We start from the raw sequence: 26,416 nt of genomic DNA, 5'->3' as shown, positions 1-26,416 counted from the left end.
GGAAGTACAGTTTTTTAATAAATATGTTATCAAAAAATAATCGAATCTTGCTAAAAACAAAAAAGATTCAATATATATGTTTAATCACTCTATTACGGAGTGATTTGTCTTATTTTTATATTTATGAAAGGATTGCTTATGAGTGGCTCATTTTCTGATAGTCCTACCCATGATGACAAATTTAGCATTGAGAACTATATTAATGGTTTATCAAATTTTATTATTGAGTGTGAAACACCCTTAACGGTTGCCATTCAAGGAGACTGGGGTACTGGAAAAACCAGTATTATGTACCAAGTTGAAAAAAGATTAAATCCTGAAAAACAAGATAAAAAAATTCAAACTATTTTTTTCAACACTTGGCAATACTCACAGTTTGATATGGGAAATAATTTAGCAGTAGCATTAATTACAGATTTAATTAGTGAGTTGAATGTAGAAGATTCAAAAAAGAAACAGTTTTTTAAAAAAGCAAAAGGTGCGCTATCTAAAGGCTTAGAATATGTAAATTTAGACTTTGGCATACTAAATGGCGAAAAATTAACTGAAAAATTTCAAGATTTAATCATAGGTTTTGGTGAGAGAACTGATGATATCAAGCACTTAAAAGAAAACTTACAAGACATTATTAATGATGCCATTAAGGAAAATAAAAGTGACCGAATAGTTATTTTTATTGACGACCTGGATCGTTTAGTTCCTGAAAAGGCCATAGAACTTTTAGAAGTTTTAAAATTATTTTTAGACTGTGAACATTGCGTCTTTGTATTGGCTATAGATTATAATGTTGTTGTTAAAGGTGCAAAAAGTAAATATGGTAAAGATTTAGATGATGAAAAGGGGAAAGCTTTCTTTGAAAAAATTATTCAAGTTCCATTTACAGTACCAGTAGCAAATTATGATTTGCAGAATTTTATTGAATCCTCACTTAAAAAACTTGATTTTTGTTTTGATAAAAATAATAAAGAAAGAAATCAATTAGAAACAATTACTCAATTAATTAGATATTCTATAGGAAATAATCCTCGTAGCATTAATAGACTTTTTAATTCAGTCAGCCTCTTAATGTATATCAATAATGGAGACAAAGTAGACCATGATGAAAAATTGATGATATTAGCAATGGTATGTTTCCAATTAAGATTCGAGGAAGCATACAACTATTTATTGACAGCATATAATAATAGTCCTGAGAATAGCGATGATATAGAATCTTACTTGATAGATTTATTAGAAAATTCTTTTGAATTATTAGATGATGAAGTTGATTATAATTCATTAGTATCACTTCTTGGAAAATTTACATTTAAAGATAAGAAGGATAGAGATGATTTTACCAATTTCTATAGAACTTTGAAGGAATTACTTGGATATAATGAACAAGGATTAACCATGGAACAATTTAACAAACTAATCGAAAAAATGACATTTTCAAATGCAGTTTCAATTGGAAATACAGATACAATTACAGCAGATAAGAAAAAACAAAATCATGCTCCAAACGAAGATGTGCAGTTTGTAATTCGTAAACTATTTAATACTTTAGTTGGTGATGAAAATTACTTTGATCTTAAAAAGCCAGAGTTATTCGGTAAAGAAACACGAGAAAAACGAGAAGCTCCATTATCTGAGAAATTTATTTCTATTCCAAATGAATTCGATAGAATCAGATTAACAAGGGGAAAAGGACAAGGTCTAAACATATACTCTTCACATAATAAATCAAATTTTATTTATATTTCAGGGGATACGCACGGTCGAATGCTTAATGATGGAATGGCAATTGTTGTTAATAACAAATTAGTAGAAAAGATAAAAGATAATATTTTAGCTAGTGACTTGCGAAGTGAAGAACTTTATCACGAATTTGAGATGAATTTTAGAGATAACTTAAATAAACTATTATCTAAGGCAAATAAAATCTTGAATGATTAAATAAATTTAAAAATAACTAAACTATAAATTTGTAAATTAGTAATCATGTGCAAATAGAGACTGATGAAAAGATGATTTCTGTTTTAAATTATCTTTTCCTAAAAAATTAAATAACACGCTATATGATTTGGTTTTGTAGTTGATACAGATTAATAAAATCTTGACGAAATTTTATATATAGACATTAATTGTCTATGGAATATGGTAGACTGATATTGTTGATGAAATGAATATCAAAATAATAAAAGAATAAGTAATAGTAGTTTTAAACATTTAGTTCAGGAAACCTTAGAGGAATATATGAAAAAATAAAGTGAAGTTGTATTTATGTTATCAGCTTTAGAAAATAAAGATTTCAATAAATTATTTTAAATTAATAGAATCGATTAGTAAGATATGAAACCACAAGAACGACTTTTAGCAATTTTTCTCCGTTTACAAGCAGGCGAGAGGCTATCAAAAGCTCAATTAAGTGAGAAATATGAGATTGATAATAGGACTGCACAAAGGTATATAAGTACTTTGAAAAGTTTTTTGCAAGATCATCTTATATCAAATACAGAGATAAAATTCGATACTTCAGATAATACCTATCGTTTAATTGCTAAAACAACTTTTAATAAAAAGGATATTTTAGTAATCTCAAAAATTCTTTTGGAGAATCATGCACTAAATAAATCCGAACTAAATTCATTGCTTGATGGTCTTCTATCTTTACTCTCAAGAGAAGAAAAAAAAGAGATAGAAGCCATTATTGGCAGTGAGCGTTTTAACTATAAATCACTGACTAATGACAAGGACAGGATTGATACAATTTGTATTTTGTCGGAAGCTATTCGTAGGGAGCAAATGCTCGAAATAGAGTATAAAGCTCCGTTAAAAGATGTCAAAAGCCACATCATTTTTCCTGTTTCCCTCTATTATGATGCTCACTATTTTTATCTGGTTGCTTACCATTTGAAACATGAAAAGCATACAACGTATCGTGTTGACAGAATTGAGACTCTTAGTAAATCTGATAAAAAGAAACCAGTGATTTCACATAAGGATAAGTATAAAGATGGGGAGGTTCGAAATCAAAAAGTAGATGCTTTTGAAGGAACAAAAATTTATGTTACCTTAATCTATAAAGGAAATGCTGAAATTGTTTTAGATCAGTTTCCAGAGCATGAAATTCTTTCTGAGAATTATGATGAAATAAAAGTAAAAATTACAAGTCAAGACACACCAGGTCTCAAACGATGGATTCTAGGACAAGGTGAAGCAGTAACTCTTTTAGATCCTCCAGATTTGATTGAAGAAATACAAGAATCTCTTGAAAAAACATTAAAAATTTATAAAAAATGAAGAGGTAGACATTTTTTTGTCTACCTCTTCGTTTATAATAGAGATACAGATAAGGAAAGAAGGTAACAATAGATGGGTAACTTTTATATGAAATCTGAGTTTCAAATAGAATGGTTTAAAAATATAGAAGAAGTAGAAGAGTTTCATGATGATTTTTTTGGTGGTGAAATGATTTTGCTATCTTTAGCAGATTTAAGACACTTAGCAGACGGAAATTTTCTTGCTTGGCATGTAAAGGGTGAGTATTCAGAATCACTATGTCCTGATGAAAATGCTAAGGAAACACTAAAAAAATTATTGTAAGGGGAAATAATATGACAAAAAACATATTGTAAAATATAAAGTTAGTCGCCAATTAAAACTTGCTTTGAAAGCATTGCCTAATCGTATTCTTCAAAAAGAGTATAAAGTGATAGAGAGTCAGGATATTCTGTTTAGTCTATTTGATGTACAGGATACAGGAATAGGATATGCTTTAGGATATTATTCTTTAACAAAAGGCAAATTGTTAAAGGAATTTGCTAATGGAAAAAGGATTGGAAGTAGACAACCTATCAATATTGAGAGCGAAGAATTAGTAGCTTTTTCTAAAAGAAAGATAATCCATAATCAAATTACTTCTTCACCTGTAGAAATCATAAAAGAAGCACCCTCTTCTTACTATTTTGCTGAATGTGATGAATTTCCAATGTCTGAATATATGAAATCTATCTTTGATTTTGCTGAAGAGATGCGCTTGCAAAATTCTCCTGATTGTGTCATTGATTCTTATTGGATTCTATCTGGAATTTCCCAAGAGCAGGAAACAAATGCAAATCACTTAATTTACAAACAATACTTGTTAAGTGGTAGAAATAGTTACTCAGAAGATGGATTATTAGATGTTTTTACAAATTCATGGTTTAGATTCCGGGTGCTAACAGATGGAAAAGCGGAGAGAGATAGAGCCAGCAAAGAAAAAAGAGCAGCACATATCTCCTCTAAATTATCAAATCCAGATTACTCTCTTTTAAATGATATAGCTACGGATATCACTTTGAAGGCTCGTAATGGAGAGTTAATGGAGGTTGTCGGACGTGATGATGAGATTCAAAAAGTGGAGATTGCCCTCACACGTAGAGATAAAAACAACGTAGTGCTACTAGGAGATGGAGGCGTAGGTAAGTCGGCTATTGTAGACGGTATTTCTATGCGTATCTCTAGAGATGAGGTTTTATCTCTTAAGGGAAAGAAAATTCTTCAATTTAATTTAAATGATTTGTACGCAGCACTGAATAGTTATACAAGTGAAGGTATCAATAGATTCATAGAAGAAATGAAGCGAGAAAAAGATATTATCTTGTTTGTTGATGAAATTCATATGTTAGGAAGAGCCAAATCTTTAACAGATTTATTCAAGCCTTTAATGGCACGGGGAGATTTTCGAATTATTGGAGCAACCACTCCGTCAGAGTGGAATACATATGTTTCAGGTGACACTGCTTTTGTACGTCGCTTTGAAAAAGTAATTGTAGAGGAACCAAGTATCGAAGATACAGTGAAAATTGTTGAGACAATTGCACCTGCATATGAAAATTTCCATCATGTAAATTTTGAACAAGATACAATCGAATTAGCAGTGAGACTTGCTAAGAAGTATTTAAAAGGAGAAAAACTTCCCGATTCCGCCTTTACAATCATTGATAATGCAGGTGCTTTGGTCCGTATTGAAGCTAAACAAGAAGTAACTCTAATTAGAGATTACCAAAATGAAGTCAATGAGTTAAAGGAAGAATTGGAAAAAGCACAAGCTATTGAATACAATGAGGAGGCTATAGAAGAAATAAGAGAAAGACTTGAAAATAAACTTGGTGAATTTCTAGGAGCTCGCAACAACTTAACTGTTAGTAAGTATGAGCTTAAAATTTCAAAAGCTGACATAAAGAAAGCAGTAGAACAAAAAGCAGGTGTTGAAGTTAAGGAACAAGATATGAAGGTTGGAAAAGAAGCAGAGGGACAAGAGTTACTTCGTCTTTCCAATTTAAAAAATACTTTAGCAGAAAAAGTTATTGGTCAATCAGATGCTACAAATTCGATTGCAGAAGCTGTAATTCGTTCAAAAACAGGATTTAGAAATCCTAAACGTCCTATCGGTGTCTTTTTGTTCCTAGGTACTAGTGGCGTAGGTAAGACAGAAACAGCAAAGATATTATCAGAAGAGCTAACAGGCTCAGTAGAGGATCTTATTCGATTGGATATGTCAGAATACCAACAAGAACATGAAGTTTCAAAATTAATTGGTGCTCCTCCAGGTTACGCGGGATTTGGTAGAGGAGGAGTTTTGACAAATGCAGTTAAAAGAAATCCGAAAGCAGTTGTACTTCTTGATGAGATTGAAAAAGCTCACCCTAAAGTCTATGATTTAATGTTACAAGTTTTTGATGATGGTATCCTAACGGACGCTATGGGACAAAAAGTTGATTTTACCAATACGATTATTATTTTAACCTCTAATCTAGGTTTAAATGCCATTAAAAAAGATAAAAAGGTTGGTTTTTCAAGAATTGAAACGCAAGAACAATCTGAACAAACCATCCGAGAACAGACAATGGAAGCTGTTCAAAATTTTTTCCGTCCAGAATTATTAAATCGTATAGATGAAATTGTAACCTTTAAACCTTTTACGGAAGAATCAATTCTTCAAATTACAAAATTATTACTTGAAAAGAAATAAACATCATTAAGGATAGTGGTTATGAACTGGAATTTTCCGAAGATGCAATCGAATTATTTGCGAGAAAAACATATGATCCTGAAAACGGTGCTCGCCCAATTAGGAGAGGTATTACAAAATTAGTTGAAACACCATTGTCAGAGTTAATCATCAATGGTTGTCTCAATAAAGGAGACAAGGTAGTTGTATATTCTGATGGAGTTGAATTACTTTTTGAAGTCTTGAAGAAATAATCACTGAGAGGAGGAAGAGTATGGGACTTTCTTATGCACCACAGTATACATGGACGGATCATTTTGCACAAAGAGCTCAGGAACGATTTGAGGTGAATGCAGACTCTCTTTCCAAATGGGTTGGAAGGCAAATTGCTAGCTTAACTATTTATGATTCGACGGTAGAACAACGACCAGAAGAGAAAAAATATGTTTCGGATTATGGAGTAATTTTTGTATGTAATACAATCGAACAAAAATTTATTACTTGTTATGAGGCGAATGATGTTATTATGGAAGGAAAGAAGATTACCATTCATGAATATAATGTTGACTCATTCAAAGAAGAAGTTGAAAATTTAGCAAGAAAATATTACTTAAAGGATGCTAAGGAAATGTTATTAAGTGTAGAGAGTCATTTATATAATTTCCAAGAAATTTCCCAAAAAATAATGTCTGGAAGACTAACTAGACAAAATTATCATCTTCTTGGGAAGCTGATTGATGAATTTCATGCAGTTAAAGCGGCAATGAGAGTTATTGAAACAAAACGAAGTGATTTTAATATTTAGGTTTTCTTATCTTATAGATTCTAAAATACTTAAGTCAGTATGTAACACCATATGTGAAAACGCTTTTAAGTATGGTATAATTAACACAATAGAAGTACTTATAGTTGAGTGAGGTAAAACGATGACAACAGAAGATTTTAAAACTTTATTTAAAGAAGAATATGATAAACTTAATAAACAACAGAAAAAAGCAGTTGATACGGTGGAAGGACCTGTTATGGTTATTGCTGGTCCTGGTACAGGTAAAACTCAAATTCTGTCACGTCGTGTCGCAAATATTTTAACAAATTATCATACAAGTCCAGAAGAAATTGTCTGCTTAACATATACAGAGGCAGGTGCATCAGAAATGTTGGATAGATTAGAAAAATTGATTGGAGAAGAAGGGCGTAAGGTAAGAGTATCAACAATCCATGCTTTTTGTAGTGAGTTAATCTTAAGAAACTCTGAAATTTTCGGTGGACAACCAAAAATTATCTCAACAGCAGCTAAATATGAAATCCTAAAAGAAATCATGGATAAATATGTTATAGAAGGAAATCCTCTTTATAAAAACTCTGGTAAACGTTATTCTGCTAAAGACCAGCTATTAGAACTTTTTTATAAAATGAAACGTGAAAATCTGAACAAGGAGGATTTTGAAAAAGAGATAGATGAATACTTTAAAATGATTGATTTATCTATACTTGGAGATGAGTTGTATAGTAAATTCAAATATGCTAGAAAGTCTAAAGACAAGAAAGTTGGAGATTATAAAGATAAGGCTATAAATGAATTACAAGAAAATACTAATAAGTTACTTGCTGGAGTTGACATTGTAGAAAAATACAGCAATGATATTAGTGAGCATAATTATTTTGACTTTGATGATATGATTCTATGGACTATTGAAAAGTTGGAGGAAAATGACGATTTTCAAAGAAGTGTATCTGATACTATAAAATATTTATTTGTTGATGAGTTTCAAGATACTTCAGTTGTTCAGAATAAACTTGTAGATTTACTAGTAAAAGGAAAAGATAATCCAAATATTTTTGTTGTAGGGGATGATGATCAAAGTATTTATCGTTTCCAAGGAGTAAGTGCAAATAATATTCGAGATTTTGATAAGAAGTATAAACCTACGAAAATAGTACTTGATGAAAATTATCGTTCTTCCCAAGCTATCATTGACGCTTCAAGACAACTAATCAGTCATAATCCAAGAGAAGAGAAACTTCTTATTGCAACAGGAGCTAACAAAGATTATGACTATCAATTACCAATCTTGAAATCCTACGCAAATGCAAAAGCTGAAATGTTTGGTGTACTTAAGGAAATTAAAGAATTGATTGATTCGGGTGTATCTCCTCACGAAATTGGAGTCATCTATGGAAGAAATTCTTACGGAGAAGAGTTTGCGAAGATTCTTCGTGATAATGGTATTTTCGTTCAAATGAAAGAAAATAAAGATTTATTTAGTGAACCTCTCTTCAAAAAAATTGTAGCTATTTTAAAATATCTTTGCAAACCATCAAGAGATGTTAGAGAACTTCGAAAAATTGTATATTTTGATTTCTTTGAGGTAGAACTATCACAAATCGCAATGATACGGAATCTAAAGAAAGATGAAAAAATTTCAATCCCCACTATAGCAGAAATTGATCAAAAATTAGAAATCATTCGAAAAAAAGTAAATAAATCATCAAAATACCTATCGCCTATGTATGTCCTTAGCGATGTATTAAAATCTTTAAGTATCGATGAGTATATTATGAAGTCAAAAGAAAAATATCATTTGGTTTCTGTTTTAAATGAACTTTACAAGTTAATGTTGATGGAATGCCACATCCATCCTAAATTGACTGTAAAAGAATTTTTAAATCAATTATCAACTTTAGAAGAAATGGGAATTAGTCTACCAATTGAAGATATCTCAGGTTCTCCAAGTAACTGCGTTCAATTAATGACAGCTCATGGTTCCAAAGGACTCGAGTTTGATCATGTGTTCATAATGAAATGCAATGATGGAAAGAAAAAGAGCGAAGCTTGGCCAGGAGGTGAAAATAATTCAGGTAGATTCGCTTATCCACCAAGTTTAAATGGAAAAGATGAAAATGAATCTCAACTAAAAGAAGAGGAGAACCGTCGCTTGTTTTATGTTGCCATGACCCGGGCAAAGAAGGTACTCCATCTCACTTATTCTGATGATTCTACAAAAACCCACTTTATTAATGAATTTGAGGAATTTATTGATGAGGTAGACGTGACAGAATCTTTTGATGATTTTCAATCTGTAGATAAAGTAGTAATACCGAAATTTTCTAACAATGTTATCAATGAAATTTTTGACGAATTGAGTTTAAGCGTTAGTACATTAAATGCTTTTCTTAAATGTCCTTTGAGTTTTTATTTTAATAAAGGATTAAAATTACCTTCTGAGACGAACGAAGCTATGGTATTTGGCAGCATTATTCACGAAGTCTTAGAAAAAATATATATTTCTGTAGATGGTTCACAAAGTTCAGAATTAACTGCAAAAACAGTACTTTCTCCAGAAGAAGCTTTAAAATTATTTGAGACAGTCTTTGAAGAAAAATCTTATCAATTGACTTCAGATAGAATAAAGAAAGATGACTATGCTAGAGGGAAAAAGATTATTGAAAATCTTTACAAGAAAGCTGGATACCTCAAAGATGGTGTAGTTGCAGTTGAGGTACCTATTCAAGGTATTCGACTAGGCGATATTTTAAATACCACCGTAGACCTATCGGAAGTATCTGATATCGAGATAAACGGAAAAATCGATAAAATTGAATGCGACGGCAATATAGTGCGTCTAGTCGACTATAAAACAGGAAATTTTGAAAATGCTAAAAAGAAATTAGTAGCTCCGAGTGAAAAAGAACCCCTTGGTGGTGATTATTGGCGTCAGGCTGTATTCTATTATATCCTCTTCAAAAATGCCGGTATCGATATTTCTGACAAAGAAATACTTGTTAAATATGTTTTGGTTGAGAATTCAACTAATGAAGATGGTTTTTCTGAAACTGAAGATATACGAATCACTCAAAAAGAAGTTGATATAGTGCTTAATCAGATTAAAGAATCTATTATGAAAATTAAACAAGGCGATTTTAACTGTGGCTGTGGAGTATTGAAAAAGGACAGAGATAATTACCCATGCGACTACTGTCTCCAAGTATCAGCTAACACAGCACCTAAATTTGATAATACTGAAGCCTTAGAAGTTGCGACTTATCAACAAACACGGGGAAATTATAAGAGTTTAAGCGTTAGCAAATTGAATCGTTACCTGAGTTGTCCAAAAAGTATATACTTTGAAGATGTTTTACAGTTATCTCAAGCAGCTGGATTATCAGCAGGAGCAAAAGAAAAATCTACAAAAATAACAATCAATCATGCCCCCACAGGTCCCGTATTTGGGACTGCAATTCATGAAACTATGGAAAAAATCTATAAAGAAGATCTACAATTAGAGGACGCAATTGAATTCTATGATAGTTCGTTGTACTCTCATCAAGAGGAAATCATTGATACAATGCCTGTAGAAGAATTAAAAGAATATGGACATAAGTTGCTAACTAATCTTTTTGAACATTATATTCCAAATAGTTTAAAAGGGGAGCATGTTTTCTTAGAGAAAGAACTTCGTGTTAAATTAGGAGATAATTACTTAATCAATGGGATTATCGATAAGCTTGAATTTGATAATGATCTTATTCGAGTTGTAGATTATAAGACAGGTTCTGCTCAAAGAGGTGTTGAGGAACTAGAAGTTGGACATGATTATTGGCGTCAAGCAGTCTTCTATAATCTTTTATTAGAAAATTCTTCTGAAATAGATACGACTGATAAACGAATTGAAACTCAGTATATTTTTCTTGATGATAATAGTACTGAAAGTGGCTATTCAATTCACACTATACAAGTTACGAAAGAGGATTTAGACTTAGTGACATCACAAATTCAAAACTTCTGGTCTCATATGAATACAGCTGATTTTACTGGTAGTTGTGGTAAAAACGTTTGTGATTATTGTCGATTAGCTGAGTTTGTTAATTTTGAATTATTAAAAGAAGCTATAGAATCTGAAAAGAAAGTAATTTAGTTAATTAAGTGGTCTAATTCATTTGCTAGTATAGAATGATTAATTAAGTTTCCTAATAATTACGAGGTAAATAATGGAATATGTTGAGGCTGTTAATCAATTTATAGAGAGACATTATAAAGAGAAGGATATTGGTCATATAGAGATAGATTTTTGGGGTAACAAAAATCATCCTCATAGTTTATACATATACAGACGTTCTAAAAAAATTGAGTATGATTATTTTTTCTTTGATTCTCTTAATTATTATGAAGAGCCAGATTTTCTAGGGTTTAAGTATGTCGTTCATTTAGAAAATATTACGTATATATTTTGGCAGGAAGACTAGGCATTATATAAAATAACTATATTTAAAATCAACATCAGTTATTAACTCTATAATATTCGTAATGGTGAAAACTAATATGAATATTATGGAGTTTTTTTGTGATAACTTCTCCAAGTTTCTTCCGATATACTTTAAAAATCAGATAAGATTTTTCACTTTTGGGGATCTTTTATTTATATTTTTGATGAGTTAATCATTAATAGCTAGGAACCACGAAAAAATGAAACATTTATTGGTTATATCTAAAGATACGATATTGATGGGGCAGGCTATCAATCAGAAGTATGGGAAGTGACTGAGGAGGAAGATTCATAATTAAAAATCAGAGTCTTCTTCACAGTATTGCACATATTTCAAAACAGTCCATTTGTAGTTTTATATGGATTGGTATATAATTTAACTTAAAGAAAATAGGAGGATTAATCGAATGGAATTAAAAGATTTTACAGAAAAAGAACAGGAAATGATTAAGAAGGGGCTGACTACGTCTAAGATTAGTGACAAGGAAACTGCTGATAAGATTCTTGCGCTTGTCCCACAAGACTTGATTAAGCGAATCCCATTTTTCGTCAGAAAACATGCTACGACACGTACGATTAAACGCATTTCAATTGAACACCCTGAACTCTACGCTGCAGCTCAAACAAGTGGTGAAATTCCAGAAAAAGAACGCGAAGAATTACGTCAGATTATCACGACTATCTTTGAACAAAAGATGAATAAGCACAGTATTAAGTAGAGAATGAAAAAATATTTTATTGGCGGTTTGGGAAGCAATGTCTATCATAGCAAGGATTTTCTTCAAAAACTAGATTCGCAGGTCTGTTTTCTGAATCCATATGAAAAGCATCTTCGAGATGAAACAGAATTGAAATCATGGTTTAAAAATGAGATTGTAGAGGAAGAATCTATCTGTTTGATAGGTCATTCTCTTGGAGGAGATTTGGCGCGTTATCTTGCATCGGAATTTTTTGAAGTGAAAAAACTGATTCTTTTGGATGGTGGCTATCTAGATTTAGATAAGATTTTACCTTTAGATACAGAGTTAGAGGAAACTAAAAACTATATCAAATCTCAAATTGTTTCAGACTTAGATGTTCTTATTTCTAAAGAAAAATCTGAAGCAAAGCATTGGTCAGAAAATATGGAGAAAGCAGTAAGACAGTCCTATCACTGGAATGCGGAGTATAATAGATATGAGTTAGCTATAAATTATGAAAATATAGAAGCGATACTCCGCCTACGGAGGAAAATCCAAGCTTTTAAGAGAGAAGTGGGAGATACCTTGTTTATCATTCCTCGCTATCCTAATGAAGCTACATGGAGAGAGGAAGCCTTAAAAGAATTGCCAGACTATTTTGATACTATTTTTCTAGAGAACTTTGGCCATGAGCTTTATACTGAAGCACCTAGAGAAATCGCTAGTCTGATTAATGAGTGGCTCGCTTATTCTCAATGAGCTACTTGTATTGCTTGAATGGCAAAAGCTTCGAAGTCTTTTAAAATAGTGGCATTAATAACTTTTCAGAAACATAATATTTATTTACTCTGATAGATATTGTGGTAACTTCTAAAACTAACTTCCAGTTTCCCACAACCTAGCTTTTAGTATGAGAAAAACGCGTGAAATCAGTGGAAATCCGTCTTAGACTAACTTCCACTGGTTTTCTTTTTCTTGATATATAAGGGTTCAAAAGCGAAAAGACTCAGAAAAAAGTGCACGACAAATAGCCCTAAAACAGAGTCGTCTTAGAGTAAATTCCAGTTGCTAGCGTTTAGTGTGAGACTTTTCGATGGTGATAAGATGTGTAGTTAGAGGGGAAAATTCCCTTTATTTCAATAAATCAGGTGATAGGTGTGTGTCTTCTGGTTTGACAAATTGGCAACCCAGAAGAGCAGCGATGTCCTCGCCAAAGGTGAAGGTGAAGATGTCGTAAGCAGATTTTCCTTGAAACTCTTCTCGTTTCAAGGAATTGACATGGGAAATGACTAGATTGACGTCTTTCTGAGTCAGCTGGTCAAAGGAAGTGCCCTTGGGAAGAATGGCTCGCAAAACCGTATGGTTCTTCTCAATCCGCCCCTTCTGGTCAGGACGGCTAGGGTCGCAGAAGTAGAGGTGAGACTTCCCATCAATGTCTCGCTCAAGCTCCTCCACATAGGCGAACTCAGATCCGTTGTCTGTGAGAATGACAGGGAACAGCTGATGGAACGCACACCCTCCGTCCATGACTCTTTCTTTCAAAGCTGCGAATTTAGTGGCGACCTCCAGAGCGGTCTTGTTGTTCAAAAGCAGGGCGAAGAGGAAGTTGCAGAAGGAAACGTTGAAGGTGAGCAGCAGCTTTCCACCAGGTCTGCCGATGACCGTGTCCATCTGATAAAAACTTTCCTTGTTTAGGGGAATTCCCTGTCTGGATTCCCTCAACATAGTCTCGTACTGCTCCTGTGCCTTTTTCGCGTAGTAAAGATAGCGGTTAAACCCACAATCCGTCCTCTTTTTTGGACAGTTGTTACAGACATAAGGAGCTTTTTTGAGAAGAGGGCAATCCGTGCAATCAGATTTGACGGATGTTGGATGCATGATGCGATTGCGCTTGATTTCCTTTGAAATCGTTGACGGGTCTTTCCCCATCTTCTCAGCGATGGAACGGAAAGTCTCCTGTTGGCTGATTCCAGTTTGGATGTCAATACGGTCTTCTAGAGTGAGATGTTTTTGTTTTTTCGTCATGAGGTGCCTCCTCACGAAAAGTCTCAGACTTAATTCTAGCATAATTCATCGTCTGAGACTAACTTCCAGTTTTGGGAGAGAGATGGAAGTTACTTTGAGAAGTTACGTGATAGATATTGTTACGATATCTAATTATTCTGCCATTGTAATTACGGTAATTATTTGTTATAATACTTCAAAGGAGGAAATCAGATGGTCGTAAAAACAAGAAAACAAGGAAATTCAATCACCATTACGATTCCAAGTGAATTTAATATTCCAAGTGGTGTTAAATACGAAGCTAAATTGTTACCAAGTGGTGAGATTATCTTTACTCCTGAAGAATTGGATCAGCAGGTTTCTTATGTATCTGATGATGCCTTTGACCTAAATTTAGATAAAATATTTGACGAACACGACGATGTTTTCAAAGCTTTGGTGGAAAAATGACAATCTATCTAACAGAAAAGCAAATTGAAAAATAAATGCTTTAGCAATTCAACGGTATTCTCCAAATGAGAAAATTCAAACAGTTAGTCCTTCGGCTTTAAACATGATTGTTAATTTACCAGAACAATTTGTCTTTGGGAAGCCTCTTTATCCAACAATTTTTGATAAAGCAACGATACTATTTGTCCAATTGATAAAGAAGCATGTTTTTGCCAATGCTAATAAACGAACTGCTTTCTTCGTTTTGGTGAAATCTCTACAGTTAAATCGATATCGTTTTTCTGTAACGGTTGAAGAAGCGGTAAATATGTGCGTAACTATCGCAGTAGAATCCTTAACAGATGAAAGGTTAATCACTTACGCCAAATGGGTCTCTGAACATTCGTCTAGAATTAATGGAAAAAATTAAGCTCAACTATTCAATTCTTGTAAGTATAAATAAAGAGACAATATTAGAAATCTGTAATGCAGAAACGAATATTGTCTCTTTTTATTGATGAGTGAGAATTTTTGGAGTCTTCCTACATCTCGTATAAACAAAAAACGAACAGGGTCTTTTTCTGTTATTCAGAAGAGAACTTGTTCGTTTTGTCTTTTTTTCTTTTAAAACACGCGATACACATAGGGATTCTCTGGTTTATCGACTTTGGTAAAGCTGTCGATTTCCAATGTTGGGAGGTTTTGTTTGAGTTCTTTATGATAGTGATTGGCCAGTTTTCCTTTTGCTGTAATCCAAGTGTTGTCCTCATACTGACGGGTATTTCCCTTAGTTAGCAATCCATAGACACCTGAATCCGCGATACAGTGAATAATGCCGAAGCGGAATAGAAATTGGCTATTGGCATGACTGGGGTCGTTATAGACAAAGCCTGTGAACTGGACTGTCTTGCCCTCGAATTCATCTGGATAGTCGTAGATAGCCTCCATGACTTCCATATAGTTTTCATTAGTGATCTGAATACTATCTTGGGACAAGTATTTATCCGCCGCAGTTCGCATTTCCTTTTCATAAGCTGATTTTGAAAAATAAGAACTGGTATCTGGTTTCAAATATTGGCTTGTCGTCCCTTCACTGGTCTGAATGGCTTGATCCGTGCCTTCTGATAAGGGGAAATGATAGCCTTTAGCTGAAACGGTCTGGGAATCCAAGCTAACAGTTGGGAAAGTTAAGCCGACGACAATTGGAATGGCCAGAAGAGCAACACTCGTCACCTTGGCCAATCGGCTGTTCAGATGACTATGGGTTTTAACTTGCTTCATCCAGATATACAGCTGGACAATTGCCAAGATAAAGGAAAGTACCATGGAGATATAGGCCAGATAGGAATAGTGCATGTTGATGTACTGGTTTAATTTGCCCGACAGATGGAGATAAATAGTCAGTTCAAAATAGCCAGCTAAAACTAAAAATCGAATCATAGGATGACTCCAATCAAGAGAGAATAGACTAAGACGACAAGAGTCACAATCGTTATGAAGTGACTGATAAATCGTGCTTTCAAGTAATTTTTCATCATGAGAATATTTTTGATATCCAGCATTGGGCCAATCACCAGAAAGGCTAGAACTGGTGCCAAACCGAAACTCGAGAGAAGAGAAGCGCCGATAAAAGCATCCGCCTCACTACAGAGTGAAAGAAGAAAGGCCAAAAGCATCAAGAGCAGGATGGCAAAAAGAGGGGTTGCACTGATAGAGGTTAGAATCCGAGTCGGAATGTAGACCTGTATCATAGAAGCAAAGAGACAGCCAAATACCAAATAACGCCCCGTATCAAAAAATTCATCAATGGCTTGCACAAAGACCTGAAAAACCTTTTTTGCAGGGTTCAAGTGAGAAAAATCATGCTCATGACAAGCTAGACGATTTTCTTTTTGAATCGGTTCTTGCCAGAAAAATCCTAGAAAAATCCCTAGTATTACAGCCACAAGAATGGAACCCAGAGCTCGTAACAGGGCGATGTGAAAGGAATTGCCAAAGGCAGAATAGGTCGCAAAAAGTACAATGGGATTGATAACAGGTGCTGTCACAAGAAAGGGAACGGCTGTGTAACTGGGAACCTTCTTTTCTAGAAAACGATTGATGATGGGGACGATTCCACATTCACAAGAGGGGAAAAGAATCCCTACGAAGGTGCCAAAAAAGATTCTCCCCCAACGATTTCGAGGGAGAAAATGATAAACCTTGTCAGGCGTGATATAAACCTCAATCACCCCTGAGACAATACTTCCTATCAGCACGAAAGGGAGGGCTTCAATGATAATGGAGAGGAAAATAGCTCCAGTCTGAAGCACACTAGATGGGAGTTGTTGGAAAGCAGTCATCTAGTTTTTCTTTTCTGCTTTGGCTTTCTTCTCTTTGTCATCAGGGAAAGTGACTTGTTTCAAATCAGGGAGTTTCGCAAACTCTTCAAACATCTTGTCCAAGTCGTCTCGTTTTGTAAATTTTACAGCCATAGGTGTACCTCGATTCTAAATTCTACCTCTATTATACTATTATTTTGAGGAAAAGGAAAAAGTTAAAATTGAGTATCTAAGGAATAATAGAGCTTGATATATCCTAATATACACCATGATTGTGATATAATAATTGAGGAATAACGGAGGAAATGATGGAACATAAAAAGATCGGTCAGGTTACCGACGAAGTAAAAGAAATTTTTAATATTGTTCTTGAAGCCAGTGATATCAAAGTTAACAAAGAAGGTTTAAGAAGCCATATGATAAAACGTCATCACAATGATGTGATTCATCATATCGAAGATCTGGAACTCGTACTAAGTAATCCAGATTTCGTTGGGGTCAATCCACGAGAGAAAGATGCTAGTTTTGAATATGTTAAAAGATTTGATGATAATGTTCTTGTTGCCATCAAGTTACATAAAAGTGGTGATTTCTTTTATGTTCCGATCATGTATCGTTTACAAGATTACAAGTTACAAAGTCGTATTAAGTCTGGTAGATTGAGAAAACTTGACAAAAAAAGTAGATAGTGCTAGAATAAAGTTAACGAAAGACATTTGAGGGCAGAAAGGTTCCTGCCGCACCTTGAAAAAGGTATCTGAGATGCTGGGTACACCGACCAGCCAAGTGTCCGTTATTTCAAAGGAGGGGCTTAAATGCTCCTTTTTTATTTAAAATTTCAAAATAGATCACACCCACCGCAGGTTCAGGCTTGCGTTTTTTTATTTGCTCTGAAAATTGATTCTTTAACTTCAACAAATAGTTTTATAAAGCGTTTTGTAAAAAATAAAAACAGTGAAATTACTCATAGATTCTTTTGTAAACTATTAGAATTAAATTGCAACCTTCTCAATGAATAGAATATTGAAATGAAGTAAATTTATTTCCCAACTTATGTTTTAAAATTGTAAGAGATAATTTGAATAAGATTGGCTTATGGTATAATAGATTTATGGATAAAAAATATGAAAAAATCTCCCAGGATTTGGGAGTGACTTTAAAGCAAATTGATACCGTTCTAAGTTTGACAGCTGAAGGGGCGACTATTCCCTTTATCGCGCGTTATCGCAAGGACATGACTGGTAGTCTGGATGAGGTGGCGATTAAGGCCATTATTGACTTGGATAAAAGTCTGACAAATCTCAATGATCGTAAGGAAGCTGTCTTAGCTAAGATTCAAGAACAAGGCAAGCTGACCAAGGAATTGGAAGAAGCTATCTTAGCTGCCGAAAAATTGGCAGACGTTGAAGAACTCTATCTTCCTTATAAGGAAAAGCGTCGTACCAAGGCAACCATTGCCCGTGAAGCCGGACTCTTCCCACTTGCTCGCTTGATTTTGCAGAATGTAGCTGGCTTAGAGAAGGAAGCTGAAAAGTTCGTCTGTGAAGGATTTGCGACTGGTAAGGAGGCCTTGGCTGGTGCAGTTGATATCTTGGTCGAAGCCTTATCGGAAGATGTGGCCTTACGTTCCATGACTTATCAGGAGGTGCTGAGACACTCCAAACTCACTTCCCAAGTTAAGGATGAAAGTCTTGATGAAAAGCAGGTTTTTCAGATTTATTATGATTTTTCAGAGACGGTTGGAACTATGCAGGGTTATCGTACCTTAGCCCTCAATCGTGGGGAGAAGCTAGGCATTTTGAAGGTCGGTTTTGAACATGCGACGGACCGTATTCTTGCCTTCTTTGCTGCTCGTTTCAAGGCGAAGAATGCCTATATTGATGAAGTTGTTCAGCAATCTGTTAAGAAAAAGGTCTTGCCTGCTATCGAGCGCCGTATTCGGACAGAATTAACTGAGAAAGCAGAAGAAGGAGCTATCCAACTCTTTTCTGATAATCTACGCAATCTCCTCTTGGTTGCTCCACTGAAAGGGCGCGTGGTTCTTGGATTTGACCCAGCCTTTCGTACAGGTGCCAAGCTAGCTGTCGTGGATGCAACAGGAAAAATGCTGACAACTCAGGTCATTTATCCTGTCAAACCAGCATCAGCTCGTCAAATCGAAGAAGCCAAGAAAGATTTGGCAGATTTGATTGGTCAATACGGTGTAGAGATCATTGCTATCGGAAATGGGACGGCTAGTCGTGAAAGTGAAGCTTTTGTGGCGGAAGTTCTGAAAGATTTTCCAGAAGTCAGCTATGTTATCGTCAATGAAAGTGGTGCTTCTGTCTATTCTGCCAGCGAACTTGCTCGTCAGGAGTTTCCAGACTTGACCGTTGAAAAGCGTTCGGCTATCTCTATCGCTCGTCGTTTGCAAGATCCTCTTGCCGAATTGGTTAAAATCGATCCTAAGTCAATCGGTGTCGGTCAATACCAGCATGATGTCAGCCAGAAGAAACTATCTGAAAGTCTGGACTTTGTCGTCGATACAGTGGTTAACCAAGTTGGTGTCAATGTCAATACAGCCAGCCCAGCTCTTCTTTCCCATGTTGCTGGACTCAACAAAACCATTTCTGAAAATATTGTCAAATACCGTGAGGAGGAAGGAAGAATCACTTCACGCGCTCAAATCAAGAAAGTTCCTCGTCTGGGAGCTAAGGCCTTTGAACAGGCAGCTGGTTTCCTCCGTATCCCTGAAAGTAGCAATATCCTTGATAATACAGGAGTTCACCCAGAAAATTACAGTGCTGTTAAGGAGCTCTTCAAACGTTTAGATATTAAAGACCTAAATGAAGAAGCCCAAGGCAAACTCAAGTCGCTTTCAGTCAAGGAAATGGCGCAAGAGCTAGACCTTGGTCCAGAAACTCTTAAAGATATCATTGCAGATCTTCTCAAACCAGGTCGAGATTTCCGTGATTCCTTTGACGCACCTGTGCTTCGCCAAGATGTCCTAGATATTAAGGACCTTGTGGTCGGACAGAAGCTAGAAGGTGTGGTTCGTAATGTCGTTGACTTCGGTGCCTTCGTTGACATAGGGATTCACGAGGACGGCTTGATTCATATTTCCCACATGAGTTGTAAATTTATCAAACATCCTAGCCAAGTGGTATCCGTTGGTGATTTGGTGACCGTTTGGGTTAAGAAAATTGATACTGAACGTGAAAAAGTTAATCTGTCGCTCCTAGCTCCAAATGAAACTGACTGATTACGTTAAGCAGGTCTCACTAGAAGACTTCGGCAGACCTTTTATCCATCATGTCCAGTGGAATAGGCGTCTACGTTCGACAGGTGGGCGATTTTTCCCAAAAGATGGGCACTTGGATTTTAATCCCAAGGTTTATCAGGAACTGGGTCTGGATGTTTTTAGGAAAATTGTCCGACATGAACTCTGTCATTATCACCTCTATTTTCAAGGGAAGGGCTATCAACACAAGGATCGGGATTTTAAGGACCTTTTGAAAGCAGTGGATGGATTACGCTTTGTGCCCTCCTTGACAAATAGCCACTCTAAACCACTCAAGCTTTATCGTTGTCAATCCTGCCAACAAAGGTATCAGCGCAAGCGTAGGATTGATACCAAACGCTATCGCTGTGGACTTTGTCGAGGTAAATTGCTACTAGTAAATCAGCCTGAGGACTGATGAAAGCCTAGTCTAACCGTGATATACTATGTCTAACCTAGCAGAAAGAGGAAATATCATGAACAGTAAATTTTATAAAATGAGACGAAATCGCATGATTTCAGGAGTTCTGGCGGGTCTGTCAGACAAGTGGAACTTTGATGTTACCCTGGTTCGTTTTCTATTTGCTATTTTTACAGTTGCAAACTTTGGACTTGGCGTGATTATCTATATCATCCTAGCTTCTATCATGCCAACCAAGGAAGAAATCGAAGCAGAAATGTACGGAACAGGCCCACGTAAACGAAAAGAAGCCCAAGCCATTGATGATAATGAAGGCTGGTTTTGCTGAGTTAAATAAGAAAATAAGCTTTGTATTATAGAAGACAAGGCTTTTTTTCATCTTGTCAGAATCTATGGCTAAATGGTATAATAAGCGTATGAAACTATTTTAATGAATATTGTAGTACATGTTAGACATTCTATTATGAAACTTATCAAGAAGAATTAAAATTATAAATTTCAGGAAAATATGGAGAAACTTTATGTTTGGACAAAATGTTACAAAATTGATTATTGTTTGCGATGATAAAACTCATGGATACGGTAATTATTTACGTCAACTTGTAAGTACAAATGATGATGAAGATAATTTAATTGTTGGCACAAAAGATGGTGCGATTGAAGTAGCTGTGTGGCTCGAAAAGGACTATCTAGCTAATATGGCAACTTTAACCTCTGAACAACATGTACTCTTTATTGGCGAGAATCAATCAAGTAAGAATGAAATATCAAGCATGGACATAAAATTTGAAAAATATGGAATGAAATATGGTTGGTTAGGAAAACGTGGGATGATGCTAGTATCAGAAGTTATTAGTCAACCAGAAACTTATGATGAATTTGTTGATTTTTGTCGTGGATATAAGTCTGACTTTGAAAAGATAGAATTTTCAAAATCACTTCCAGAGCAAGCTTTAGATGCAGTTAATGATGTCGTTGGTGGCAATAAAGCAGCTTTGATAGCAGGAGGTGCACTACTAGGTTTTTTGGCCCCTGGGATTACATTAGCTACTGGTGCAGTGCTAGGTGTTACTCAATTTCTTACAGGAACTGATAAAGAGAAAATCATGGATCAACAATACAGAGGTCTAACAGCGATACTATATATGGATGGATTATCTGAGTTCTTGGAGGGATAATAAATGGAAGGCTTTAGAGAAGGATACGGATTCTTTCAAAAGCACGCTGGTAATTTTACAGGACATACTGCTGGATTGCATTATGTAGACGCTGTAGAATCTGAGATAAAGAAGTTGGTGAATAATCTAAATGAATTTGAAGATAATCGTGCACGTATAGATACACTAAAGGGAGATGTTGCTGAGTTTTGGCATGCTGGGACTTTTAATATTAATGCAGCTATTAATTCTTCAAAAAACAGGGTACAAGTTGATCGTAGCCATGACTTTGGCTCTGCTGATATTACAGGAATAAACTTCGATGCTGAATTTGGTTTAAAATATTATAAAAATGGAGCATCCAGTGCAGAACAACAAGCTAAGAGCATTTTTCAACGTTTTAGCGAATATAAGTCTCAAGGTGGAAAAGATAGTTTAGATTTATATTTAGAGAAGAGAGGATACTCAGCAGACACAATTTTGAGTGATCCAGTTTACGCAGGTCAGTATAGAGTAATTCCATCAGATCAGTTAGAAGAAGCGACTATGTTTTTAGAGCGAAAAATAAGAGAAGAAGCTGTAAAGCGACCGGAGCAAGTTCATCGCTATGAAGAAACTCTAAAATTACTGAGTGATAAAGTTAAAGATAATAAGGGGAATGAATCGATTGTTTTGTCGGAACAGGAAGCACGTGAACTTGCAAAATTGTCTAAAGAGGGTGGAGTAAATTCTAAGGATTTACACTTAACAACTGAAGAATTGATTAAGTATACCAATATCTTAAGACATGCGTATAAAGCTGGTTTAACTGCAGCAACCATATCAATGGTGTTAAGAGTTGCTCCTGAAGTATTGAATGCCATAGCTTATCTAATTAAAAATGGAGAAATTGAAGAATGTCAATTCAAAAAGATAGGATTTGCGACTATTACAGGTGCAGGCGAAGGATTTGTAAGAGGTACAGTTTCAGCAGCAATTACAGCAAGTTGTAAGGCAGGGCTATGTGGTAGTGCAATGAAATCTATCGATCCATCAGTAGTTGGTGCAGTGACTGTATTAGTGATGAATTCAATGAAAAATTCGTATCAAGTCACTACTGGCAACATGAGTAGAGCTGAGATGGTTAATGAATTAATCAAAGATATGTTTTTAACAACATGTGCTTTGTCTATGGGTTCTGTAAGCCAGTCACTAATTGAAATTCCTGTACTTGGATACATGATTGGTAGTTTTGTAGGGTCTATAGCTGGTTCTGTAATATACTCTTCAATATACAATCCAGTTCTATCATTTTGTGTTGATTCAGGATTTACTCTATTTGGTTTAGTAGAACAAGATTACGAGTTGCCTGAGGAAGTGGTTAAAGAAATTGGGATAGAAATTTTTGAATATGAGAAGTTTGAATACGGAACGTTTGAGTATGAAAAATTTGATTACAAGAGCTTTGAGTATAAACAACTTAACTACGATAAGATTAAAACTATCTTCCTAAGAAGAGGAGTTATTGGTGTTAATTGTGTAGGATATTTATAATTTTTGCATTGAGTTATTTTAATAACATAATGGTAATTTTTAAAAAATTAAAACTATTGTTGTGACTATCTTTACGAGAACATTTAAGATTATAAAAGATGATTTATTACTATCATAAATTAGTTTTATTGAGTTAGATTAGTCAATAACTATTACGTGATAAAATAAAAATGCAAAGAACCCCAAGCTATTGACGATAATGAAGGTTGGTTTTGGTGAGTTAGAGACAGTTATTTTACTGTTATTCTATAAATTTGACTAATCTATTTTAACATTTCTTGAACCCTTGTATCCGCAAGGGTTTTCTTCTTGCCTTCTTTTTGTGGTAAAATATTTTTAATAAAATATCTACATTCCCCCCAATCTTACAAAAATGTAAGATTAAAGTCTCTTTTGTAAGGTTAGGTTATGGCAAGCGGTCTTTTTTTGATGTAAACTAGACTCATAAAGAACAAAGGAGTAACATCATGAAACAAATCTTACATAAGAAAACAAGAAAACCAAGCCATAAAGATATCGAGCGTGTTCAACTGGGATGCGCTATGATGCAAGCAACATTTCATTTGATGGGATATTAAGAAAGGAGATTCTCATGACACTTTTAGATGTAAAACACGTTCAAAAAATTTATAAAACTCGTTTTCAGGGCAACCAAGTAGAGGCCCTCAAGGATATTCACTTTACCGTTGAAAAAGGTGACTACGTTGCCATCATGGGTGAGTCTGGTTCTGGTAAATCAACTCTTCTCAATATTCTAGCTATGCTGGATAAACCAACTCGTGGTCAGGTTTACTTGAATGGAACTGACACAGCAACCATTAAAAATTCACAGGCTTCTAGCTTCCGTCGTGAAAAATTGGGCTTTGTCTTCCAAGACTTTAACTTGCTAGATACTCTGTCTGTTAAGGACAATATCTTGCTTCCCCTTGTCTTGTCAAGAAGACCCATTACGGAGATGATGAAGAAATTGGTGGTGACAGCTGAGAATCTAGGCATCAACCAATTGCAAGAGAAGTACCCTTACGAGATTTCTGGTGGTCAGAAACAGCGTGTGGCAGTAGCTCGTGCCATCATCACAGAACCTGAAATTCTCCTTGCGGACGAGCCAACAGGAGCCCTTGATTCCAAGTCCTCTGCAGCCTTACTTGATGTCTTTGATGAAATCAATGAGCGTGGCCAAACTATTCTTATGGTAACCCACTCAACGGCAGCAGCTAGCAGGGCCAAACGTGTACTCTTTATCAAAGACGGCATTCTTTACAATCAAATCTACCGTGGAGAGAAGACAGAGCGTCAGATGTTCCAAGAAATCTCTGATACCTTGACTGTCATGGCAAGCGAGGTGAATTAGTATGTTTCGATTAACCAATAAGTTAGCGGTATCGAACTTGATTAAAAACCGCAAACTCTACTATCCTTTTGCGCTGGCTGTTCTCTTGGCAGTCACTGTCACCTATCTCTTTTATTCCCTAACCTTTAATCCCAAGATTGCGGAAATCCGTGGAGGATCAACCATTCAAGCTACTCTAGGATTTGGTATGTTTGTCGTCACCCTTGCGTCAGCCATTATCGTCCTCTATGCCAATAGTTTTGTCATGAAAAACCGTTCTAAGGAACTAGGAATTTATGGCATGTTGGGCTTGGAGAAGCGTCATCTAATCAGTATGACCTTTAAGGAGTTAGTGGTATTTGGGATTCTAACTGTTGGAGCGGGTATCGGTATTGGAGCCTTGTTTGACAAGTTAATTTTCGCTTTCTTGCTCAAACTGATGAAATTGAAGGTTGAGCTGGTCGCTACCTTTCAAATGAATGTTGTCATTGCAGTACTTGTTGTTTTCGGTTTGATTTTCCTAGGCCTCATGTTCCTGAATGCTCTTCGAATCGCGCGTATGAATGCCCTCCAGCTTTCTCGTGAAAAAGCTAGTGGTGAGAAAAAAGGTCGTTTCCTACCTCTACAAACTATTCTTGGTTCCATAAGTTTAGGGATTGGATATTATCTTGCCCTTACGGTAAAAGATCCTCTCACAGCCCTAACAACTTTCTTCCTAGCTGTTTTGCTGGTTATCTTTGGTACCTATCTTTTGTTCAATGCAGGGATTACCGTTTTCCTTCAAATCTTAAAGAAAAATAAGAAATACTATTACCAACCAAATAACCTTATCTCAGTCTCTAACTTGATTTTCCGTATGAAGAAAAATGCGGTTGGTCTAGCAACTATCGCTATTTTGTCAACAATGGTTTTGGTAACCATGTCAGCAGCGACAAGCATTTTCAATGCTTCAGAATCCTTTAAAAAAGTGATGAATCCGCATGACTTTGGCATTACTGGACAAAATGTTGAAAAAGAAGACTTGGACAAACTCTTGAGCCAGTTTGCAAGTGATAAAGGTTATAAGATTAAAGAGAAAGAAGTTCTTCGTTACGCTTACTTTGGTGTTGCAAACCAAGAAGGTAGCAAGTTAACCATTTTTGAAAAAGGACAAAACCGTGTCCAAGTCAAAACAGTTTTTATGGTATTTGACCAAAAAGATTATGAAACTATGACTGGTCAAAAACTTTCTCTATCAGGAAATGAGGTCGGACTCTTTGCAAAGAATGAGGGAGTTAAAGAACAGAAAGCTCTAACTCTAAACGATCATCAATTTTCTGTCAAAGAAGAATTTACTAAAGATTTCATTGTAAACCATGTCCCAAATCAGTTTAATATTTTGACTTCTGATTACAATTACCTTGTTGTACCTAATTTACAAGCCTTTTTGGACCAATTCCCAGATTCTGATATCTATAATCAGTTTTACGGTGGTATGAATGTAAGTATCAGTGAAGAAGAGCAACTCAAGGTCGCTGAGGAGTATGAAAAATACCTCAACCAGTTTAATGCTCAATTAAACACTGAAGGTAACTATGTGTATGGTAGCACTCTAGCAGATGCTAGTGCTCAAATGAGTGTCCTCTTTGGTGGTGTCTTCTTTATTGGTATTTTCCTATCCATTATCTTTATGGTCGGAACCGTTCTGGTCATCTACTACAAACAAATTTCTGAAGGCTATGAAGACCGTGAACGCTTTATTATCTTGCAGAAAGTTGGTTTAGATCAAAAGCAAATCAAGCAAACCATCAACAAACAGGTTTTAACTGTTTTCTTCCTTCCTTTGCTTTTTGCCTTCATACATTTAGCCTTTGCCTACCATATGCTTAGTCTAATTTTAAAAGTGATTGGTGTACTGGATACGACTATGATGTTGATTGTGACCTTGTCTATCTGCGCTATCTTCCTCATCGCCTATGTGCTGATTTTCATGATTACTTCAAGAAGCTATCGAAAGATTGTACAAATGTAAAAAAGATACCTCGACTTCAAAATCGAGGTATTT

23 protein-coding genes and 1 pseudogene are annotated in these 26,416 nt (G+C 35.2%); 20 read left to right on the top strand and 4 right to left on the bottom strand.

Annotated features, from left to right (window positions below; translation table 11 throughout):
* The first annotated feature begins 123 nt into the window (after positions 1 to 123).
* From SMI_RS05540 to SMI_RS05495, 10 genes are all read left to right on the top strand, one after another.
* A complete protein-coding gene (locus SMI_RS05540) occupies positions 124 to 1,935 on the top strand; it encodes a KAP family P-loop NTPase fold protein (protein WP_000677374.1) in 1,812 nt (603 codons plus the stop codon).
* Between the two features lie 396 nt (positions 1,936 to 2,331).
* A complete protein-coding gene (locus SMI_RS05535) occupies positions 2,332 to 3,282 on the top strand; it encodes a helix-turn-helix transcriptional regulator (RefSeq protein ID WP_000804276.1) in 951 nt (316 codons plus the stop codon).
* 72 nt (positions 3,283 to 3,354) lie between these two features.
* Positions 3,355 to 3,585, top strand: a complete 231-nt coding sequence (locus SMI_RS05530) for a hypothetical protein (protein ID WP_000526381.1) — start codon at positions 3,355 to 3,357, stop codon at positions 3,583 to 3,585.
* A 64-nt stretch (positions 3,586 to 3,649) separates the two neighbouring features.
* On the top strand, positions 3,650 to 5,995 hold the full coding sequence (locus SMI_RS05525) for an AAA family ATPase (RefSeq protein ID WP_164925520.1): 2,346 nt from the start codon (positions 3,650 to 3,652) through the stop codon (positions 5,993 to 5,995).
* Entirely contained in the window at positions 5,992 to 6,228 is a 237-nt protein-coding gene (locus SMI_RS11035) for a hypothetical protein (protein WP_164925557.1), read from the top strand. Before SMI_RS05525 ends, SMI_RS11035 begins: the two co-directional genes overlap by 4 nt.
* 20 nt (positions 6,229 to 6,248) lie before the next feature.
* Entirely contained in the window at positions 6,249 to 6,779 is a 531-nt protein-coding gene (locus SMI_RS05515; RefSeq protein WP_000524647.1) for a hypothetical protein, read from the top strand.
* 121 nt (positions 6,780 to 6,900) lie between these two features.
* Positions 6,901 to 10,890 carry an ATP-dependent helicase gene (locus SMI_RS05510; RefSeq protein ID WP_000206014.1) on the top strand — a complete coding sequence of 1,330 codons (3,990 nt, stop codon included), beginning with the start codon at positions 6,901 to 6,903 and terminating at the stop codon, positions 10,888 to 10,890.
* Between the two features lie 73 nt (positions 10,891 to 10,963).
* Complete coding sequence (locus SMI_RS05505; RefSeq protein WP_000456895.1) at positions 10,964 to 11,218, top strand: hypothetical protein; 255 nt, start codon at positions 10,964 to 10,966, stop codon at positions 11,216 to 11,218.
* A gap of 427 nt (positions 11,219 to 11,645) precedes the next feature.
* Complete coding sequence (locus SMI_RS05500; RefSeq protein ID WP_000420551.1) at positions 11,646 to 11,957, top strand: hypothetical protein; 312 nt, start codon at positions 11,646 to 11,648, stop codon at positions 11,955 to 11,957.
* A 3-nt stretch (positions 11,958 to 11,960) separates the two neighbouring features.
* On the top strand, positions 11,961 to 12,677 hold the full coding sequence (locus SMI_RS05495) for an alpha/beta hydrolase (protein WP_000759786.1): 717 nt from the start codon (positions 11,961 to 11,963) through the stop codon (positions 12,675 to 12,677).
* A 372-nt stretch (positions 12,678 to 13,049) separates the two neighbouring features.
* On the opposite strand, the gene SMI_RS05490 is transcribed toward SMI_RS05495, so the two are convergent.
* Positions 13,050 to 13,943, bottom strand: coding sequence for a helix-turn-helix domain-containing protein (locus SMI_RS05490; protein ID WP_000163012.1), 894 nt, complete (start codon positions 13,941 to 13,943; stop codon positions 13,050 to 13,052).
* 192 nt (positions 13,944 to 14,135) lie between these two features.
* Here SMI_RS05490 and SMI_RS05485 point away from each other — a divergent pair, with 192 nt between their 5' ends.
* Together SMI_RS05485 and SMI_RS05480 are read left to right on the top strand one after the other, a co-directional pair.
* Complete coding sequence (locus SMI_RS05485) at positions 14,136 to 14,372, top strand: hypothetical protein (protein WP_000260602.1); 237 nt, start codon at positions 14,136 to 14,138, stop codon at positions 14,370 to 14,372.
* Positions 14,369 to 14,781: pseudogene (locus tag SMI_RS05480) on the top strand (type II toxin-antitoxin system death-on-curing family toxin). The gene SMI_RS05485 and the pseudogene SMI_RS05480 overlap by 4 nt, the downstream one beginning before the upstream one ends.
* A gap of 194 nt (positions 14,782 to 14,975) precedes the next feature.
* Here the strand turns inward: SMI_RS05480 and SMI_RS05475 are convergent.
* From SMI_RS05475 to SMI_RS10920, 3 genes are read right to left on the bottom strand one after another with little or no spacing between them, the layout of a single operon-like run.
* Entirely contained in the window at positions 14,976 to 15,791 is an 816-nt protein-coding gene (locus SMI_RS05475; RefSeq protein ID WP_000617850.1) for a TIGR03943 family putative permease subunit, read from the bottom strand.
* Positions 15,788 to 16,693 carry a permease gene (locus SMI_RS05470; RefSeq protein ID WP_000123632.1) on the bottom strand — a complete coding sequence of 302 codons (906 nt, stop codon included), beginning with the start codon at positions 16,691 to 16,693 and terminating at the stop codon, positions 15,788 to 15,790. The genes SMI_RS05475 and SMI_RS05470 overlap by 4 nt, the downstream gene beginning before the upstream one ends.
* A complete protein-coding gene (locus SMI_RS10920) occupies positions 16,694 to 16,825 on the bottom strand; it encodes an SPJ_0845 family protein (protein WP_000268685.1) in 132 nt (43 codons plus the stop codon).
* 155 nt (positions 16,826 to 16,980) lie between these two features.
* On the opposite strand from SMI_RS10920, the gene SMI_RS05465 reads away from it, so the two are divergent.
* The 8 genes from SMI_RS05465 (at position 16,981) to SMI_RS05430 (ending at position 26,383) form a co-directional block, all read left to right on the top strand.
* Positions 16,981 to 17,361, top strand: a complete 381-nt coding sequence (locus SMI_RS05465; RefSeq protein ID WP_000400342.1) for a hypothetical protein — start codon at positions 16,981 to 16,983, stop codon at positions 17,359 to 17,361.
* 422 nt (positions 17,362 to 17,783) lie between these two features.
* Complete coding sequence (locus tag SMI_RS05460) at positions 17,784 to 19,913, top strand: Tex family protein (RefSeq protein ID WP_012972513.1); 2,130 nt, start codon at positions 17,784 to 17,786, stop codon at positions 19,911 to 19,913.
* A complete protein-coding gene (locus SMI_RS05455; protein WP_000778583.1) occupies positions 19,900 to 20,349 on the top strand; it encodes a SprT family protein in 450 nt (149 codons plus the stop codon). Before SMI_RS05460 ends, SMI_RS05455 begins: the two co-directional genes overlap by 14 nt.
* Before the next feature lie 58 nt (positions 20,350 to 20,407).
* Positions 20,408 to 20,680: a PspC domain-containing protein gene (locus tag SMI_RS05450; RefSeq protein ID WP_001085043.1), complete on the top strand. Its 273-nt coding sequence runs from the start codon at positions 20,408 to 20,410 to the stop codon at positions 20,678 to 20,680.
* A 193-nt stretch (positions 20,681 to 20,873) separates the two neighbouring features.
* Positions 20,874 to 21,530: a hypothetical protein gene (locus tag SMI_RS05445; RefSeq protein WP_000467901.1), complete on the top strand. Its 657-nt coding sequence runs from the start codon at positions 20,874 to 20,876 to the stop codon at positions 21,528 to 21,530.
* A 3-nt stretch (positions 21,531 to 21,533) separates the two neighbouring features.
* Positions 21,534 to 23,042, top strand: a complete 1,509-nt coding sequence (locus tag SMI_RS05440) for a hypothetical protein (RefSeq protein ID WP_000398313.1) — start codon at positions 21,534 to 21,536, stop codon at positions 23,040 to 23,042.
* 592 nt (positions 23,043 to 23,634) lie between these two features.
* Positions 23,635 to 24,393 carry an ABC transporter ATP-binding protein gene (locus tag SMI_RS05435; RefSeq protein WP_000173372.1) on the top strand — a complete coding sequence of 253 codons (759 nt, stop codon included), beginning with the start codon at positions 23,635 to 23,637 and terminating at the stop codon, positions 24,391 to 24,393.
* A 1-nt stretch (position 24,394) separates the two neighbouring features.
* Complete coding sequence (locus SMI_RS05430) at positions 24,395 to 26,383, top strand: ABC transporter permease (protein WP_000489378.1); 1,989 nt, start codon at positions 24,395 to 24,397, stop codon at positions 26,381 to 26,383.
* Positions 26,384 to 26,416 lie beyond the last annotated feature (33 nt).

It is taken from the genome of Streptococcus mitis B6 (assembly GCF_000027165.1).
Lineage (GTDB): Bacteria > Bacillota > Bacilli > Lactobacillales > Streptococcaceae > Streptococcus > Streptococcus mitis_AR.
The sequence above is the reverse complement of the archived record's forward strand: the minus strand, read 5'-3'. Positions and strand labels throughout refer to the sequence as shown.

Coding starts and splice junctions, on each gene's coding strand:
- SMI_RS05440 (WP_000398313.1), top strand. CDS start 21,534: ATGGAAGGCTTTAGAGAAGGATACGGATTCTTTCAAAAGCACGCTGGT.
- SMI_RS05460 (WP_012972513.1), top strand. CDS start 17,784: ATGGATAAAAAATATGAAAAAATCTCCCAGGATTTGGGAGTGACTTTA.
- SMI_RS05540 (WP_000677374.1), top strand. CDS start 124: ATGAAAGGATTGCTTATGAGTGGCTCATTTTCTGATAGTCCTACCCAT.
- SMI_RS05530 (WP_000526381.1), top strand. CDS start 3,355: ATGGGTAACTTTTATATGAAATCTGAGTTTCAAATAGAATGGTTTAAA.
- SMI_RS05490 (WP_000163012.1), bottom strand. CDS start 13,943: ATGACGAAAAAACAAAAACATCTCACTCTAGAAGACCGTATTGACATC.
- SMI_RS05445 (WP_000467901.1), top strand. CDS start 20,874: ATGTTTGGACAAAATGTTACAAAATTGATTATTGTTTGCGATGATAAA.
- SMI_RS05510 (WP_000206014.1), top strand. CDS start 6,901: ATGACAACAGAAGATTTTAAAACTTTATTTAAAGAAGAATATGATAAA.
- SMI_RS05455 (WP_000778583.1), top strand. CDS start 19,900: ATGAAACTGACTGATTACGTTAAGCAGGTCTCACTAGAAGACTTCGGC.
- SMI_RS05515 (WP_000524647.1), top strand. CDS start 6,249: ATGGGACTTTCTTATGCACCACAGTATACATGGACGGATCATTTTGCA.
- SMI_RS05505 (WP_000456895.1), top strand. CDS start 10,964: ATGGAATATGTTGAGGCTGTTAATCAATTTATAGAGAGACATTATAAA.
- SMI_RS05465 (WP_000400342.1), top strand. CDS start 16,981: ATGGAACATAAAAAGATCGGTCAGGTTACCGACGAAGTAAAAGAAATT.
- SMI_RS05435 (WP_000173372.1), top strand. CDS start 23,635: ATGACACTTTTAGATGTAAAACACGTTCAAAAAATTTATAAAACTCGT.
- SMI_RS05500 (WP_000420551.1), top strand. CDS start 11,646: ATGGAATTAAAAGATTTTACAGAAAAAGAACAGGAAATGATTAAGAAG.
- SMI_RS05475 (WP_000617850.1), bottom strand. CDS start 15,791: ATGATTCGATTTTTAGTTTTAGCTGGCTATTTTGAACTGACTATTTAT.
- SMI_RS05495 (WP_000759786.1), top strand. CDS start 11,961: ATGAAAAAATATTTTATTGGCGGTTTGGGAAGCAATGTCTATCATAGC.
- SMI_RS05450 (WP_001085043.1), top strand. CDS start 20,408: ATGAACAGTAAATTTTATAAAATGAGACGAAATCGCATGATTTCAGGA.
- SMI_RS05470 (WP_000123632.1), bottom strand. CDS start 16,693: ATGACTGCTTTCCAACAACTCCCATCTAGTGTGCTTCAGACTGGAGCT.
- SMI_RS10920 (WP_000268685.1), bottom strand. CDS start 16,825: ATGGCTGTAAAATTTACAAAACGAGACGACTTGGACAAGATGTTTGAA.
- SMI_RS05535 (WP_000804276.1), top strand. CDS start 2,332: ATGAAACCACAAGAACGACTTTTAGCAATTTTTCTCCGTTTACAAGCA.
- SMI_RS05430 (WP_000489378.1), top strand. CDS start 24,395: ATGTTTCGATTAACCAATAAGTTAGCGGTATCGAACTTGATTAAAAAC.
- SMI_RS05485 (WP_000260602.1), top strand. CDS start 14,136: ATGGTCGTAAAAACAAGAAAACAAGGAAATTCAATCACCATTACGATT.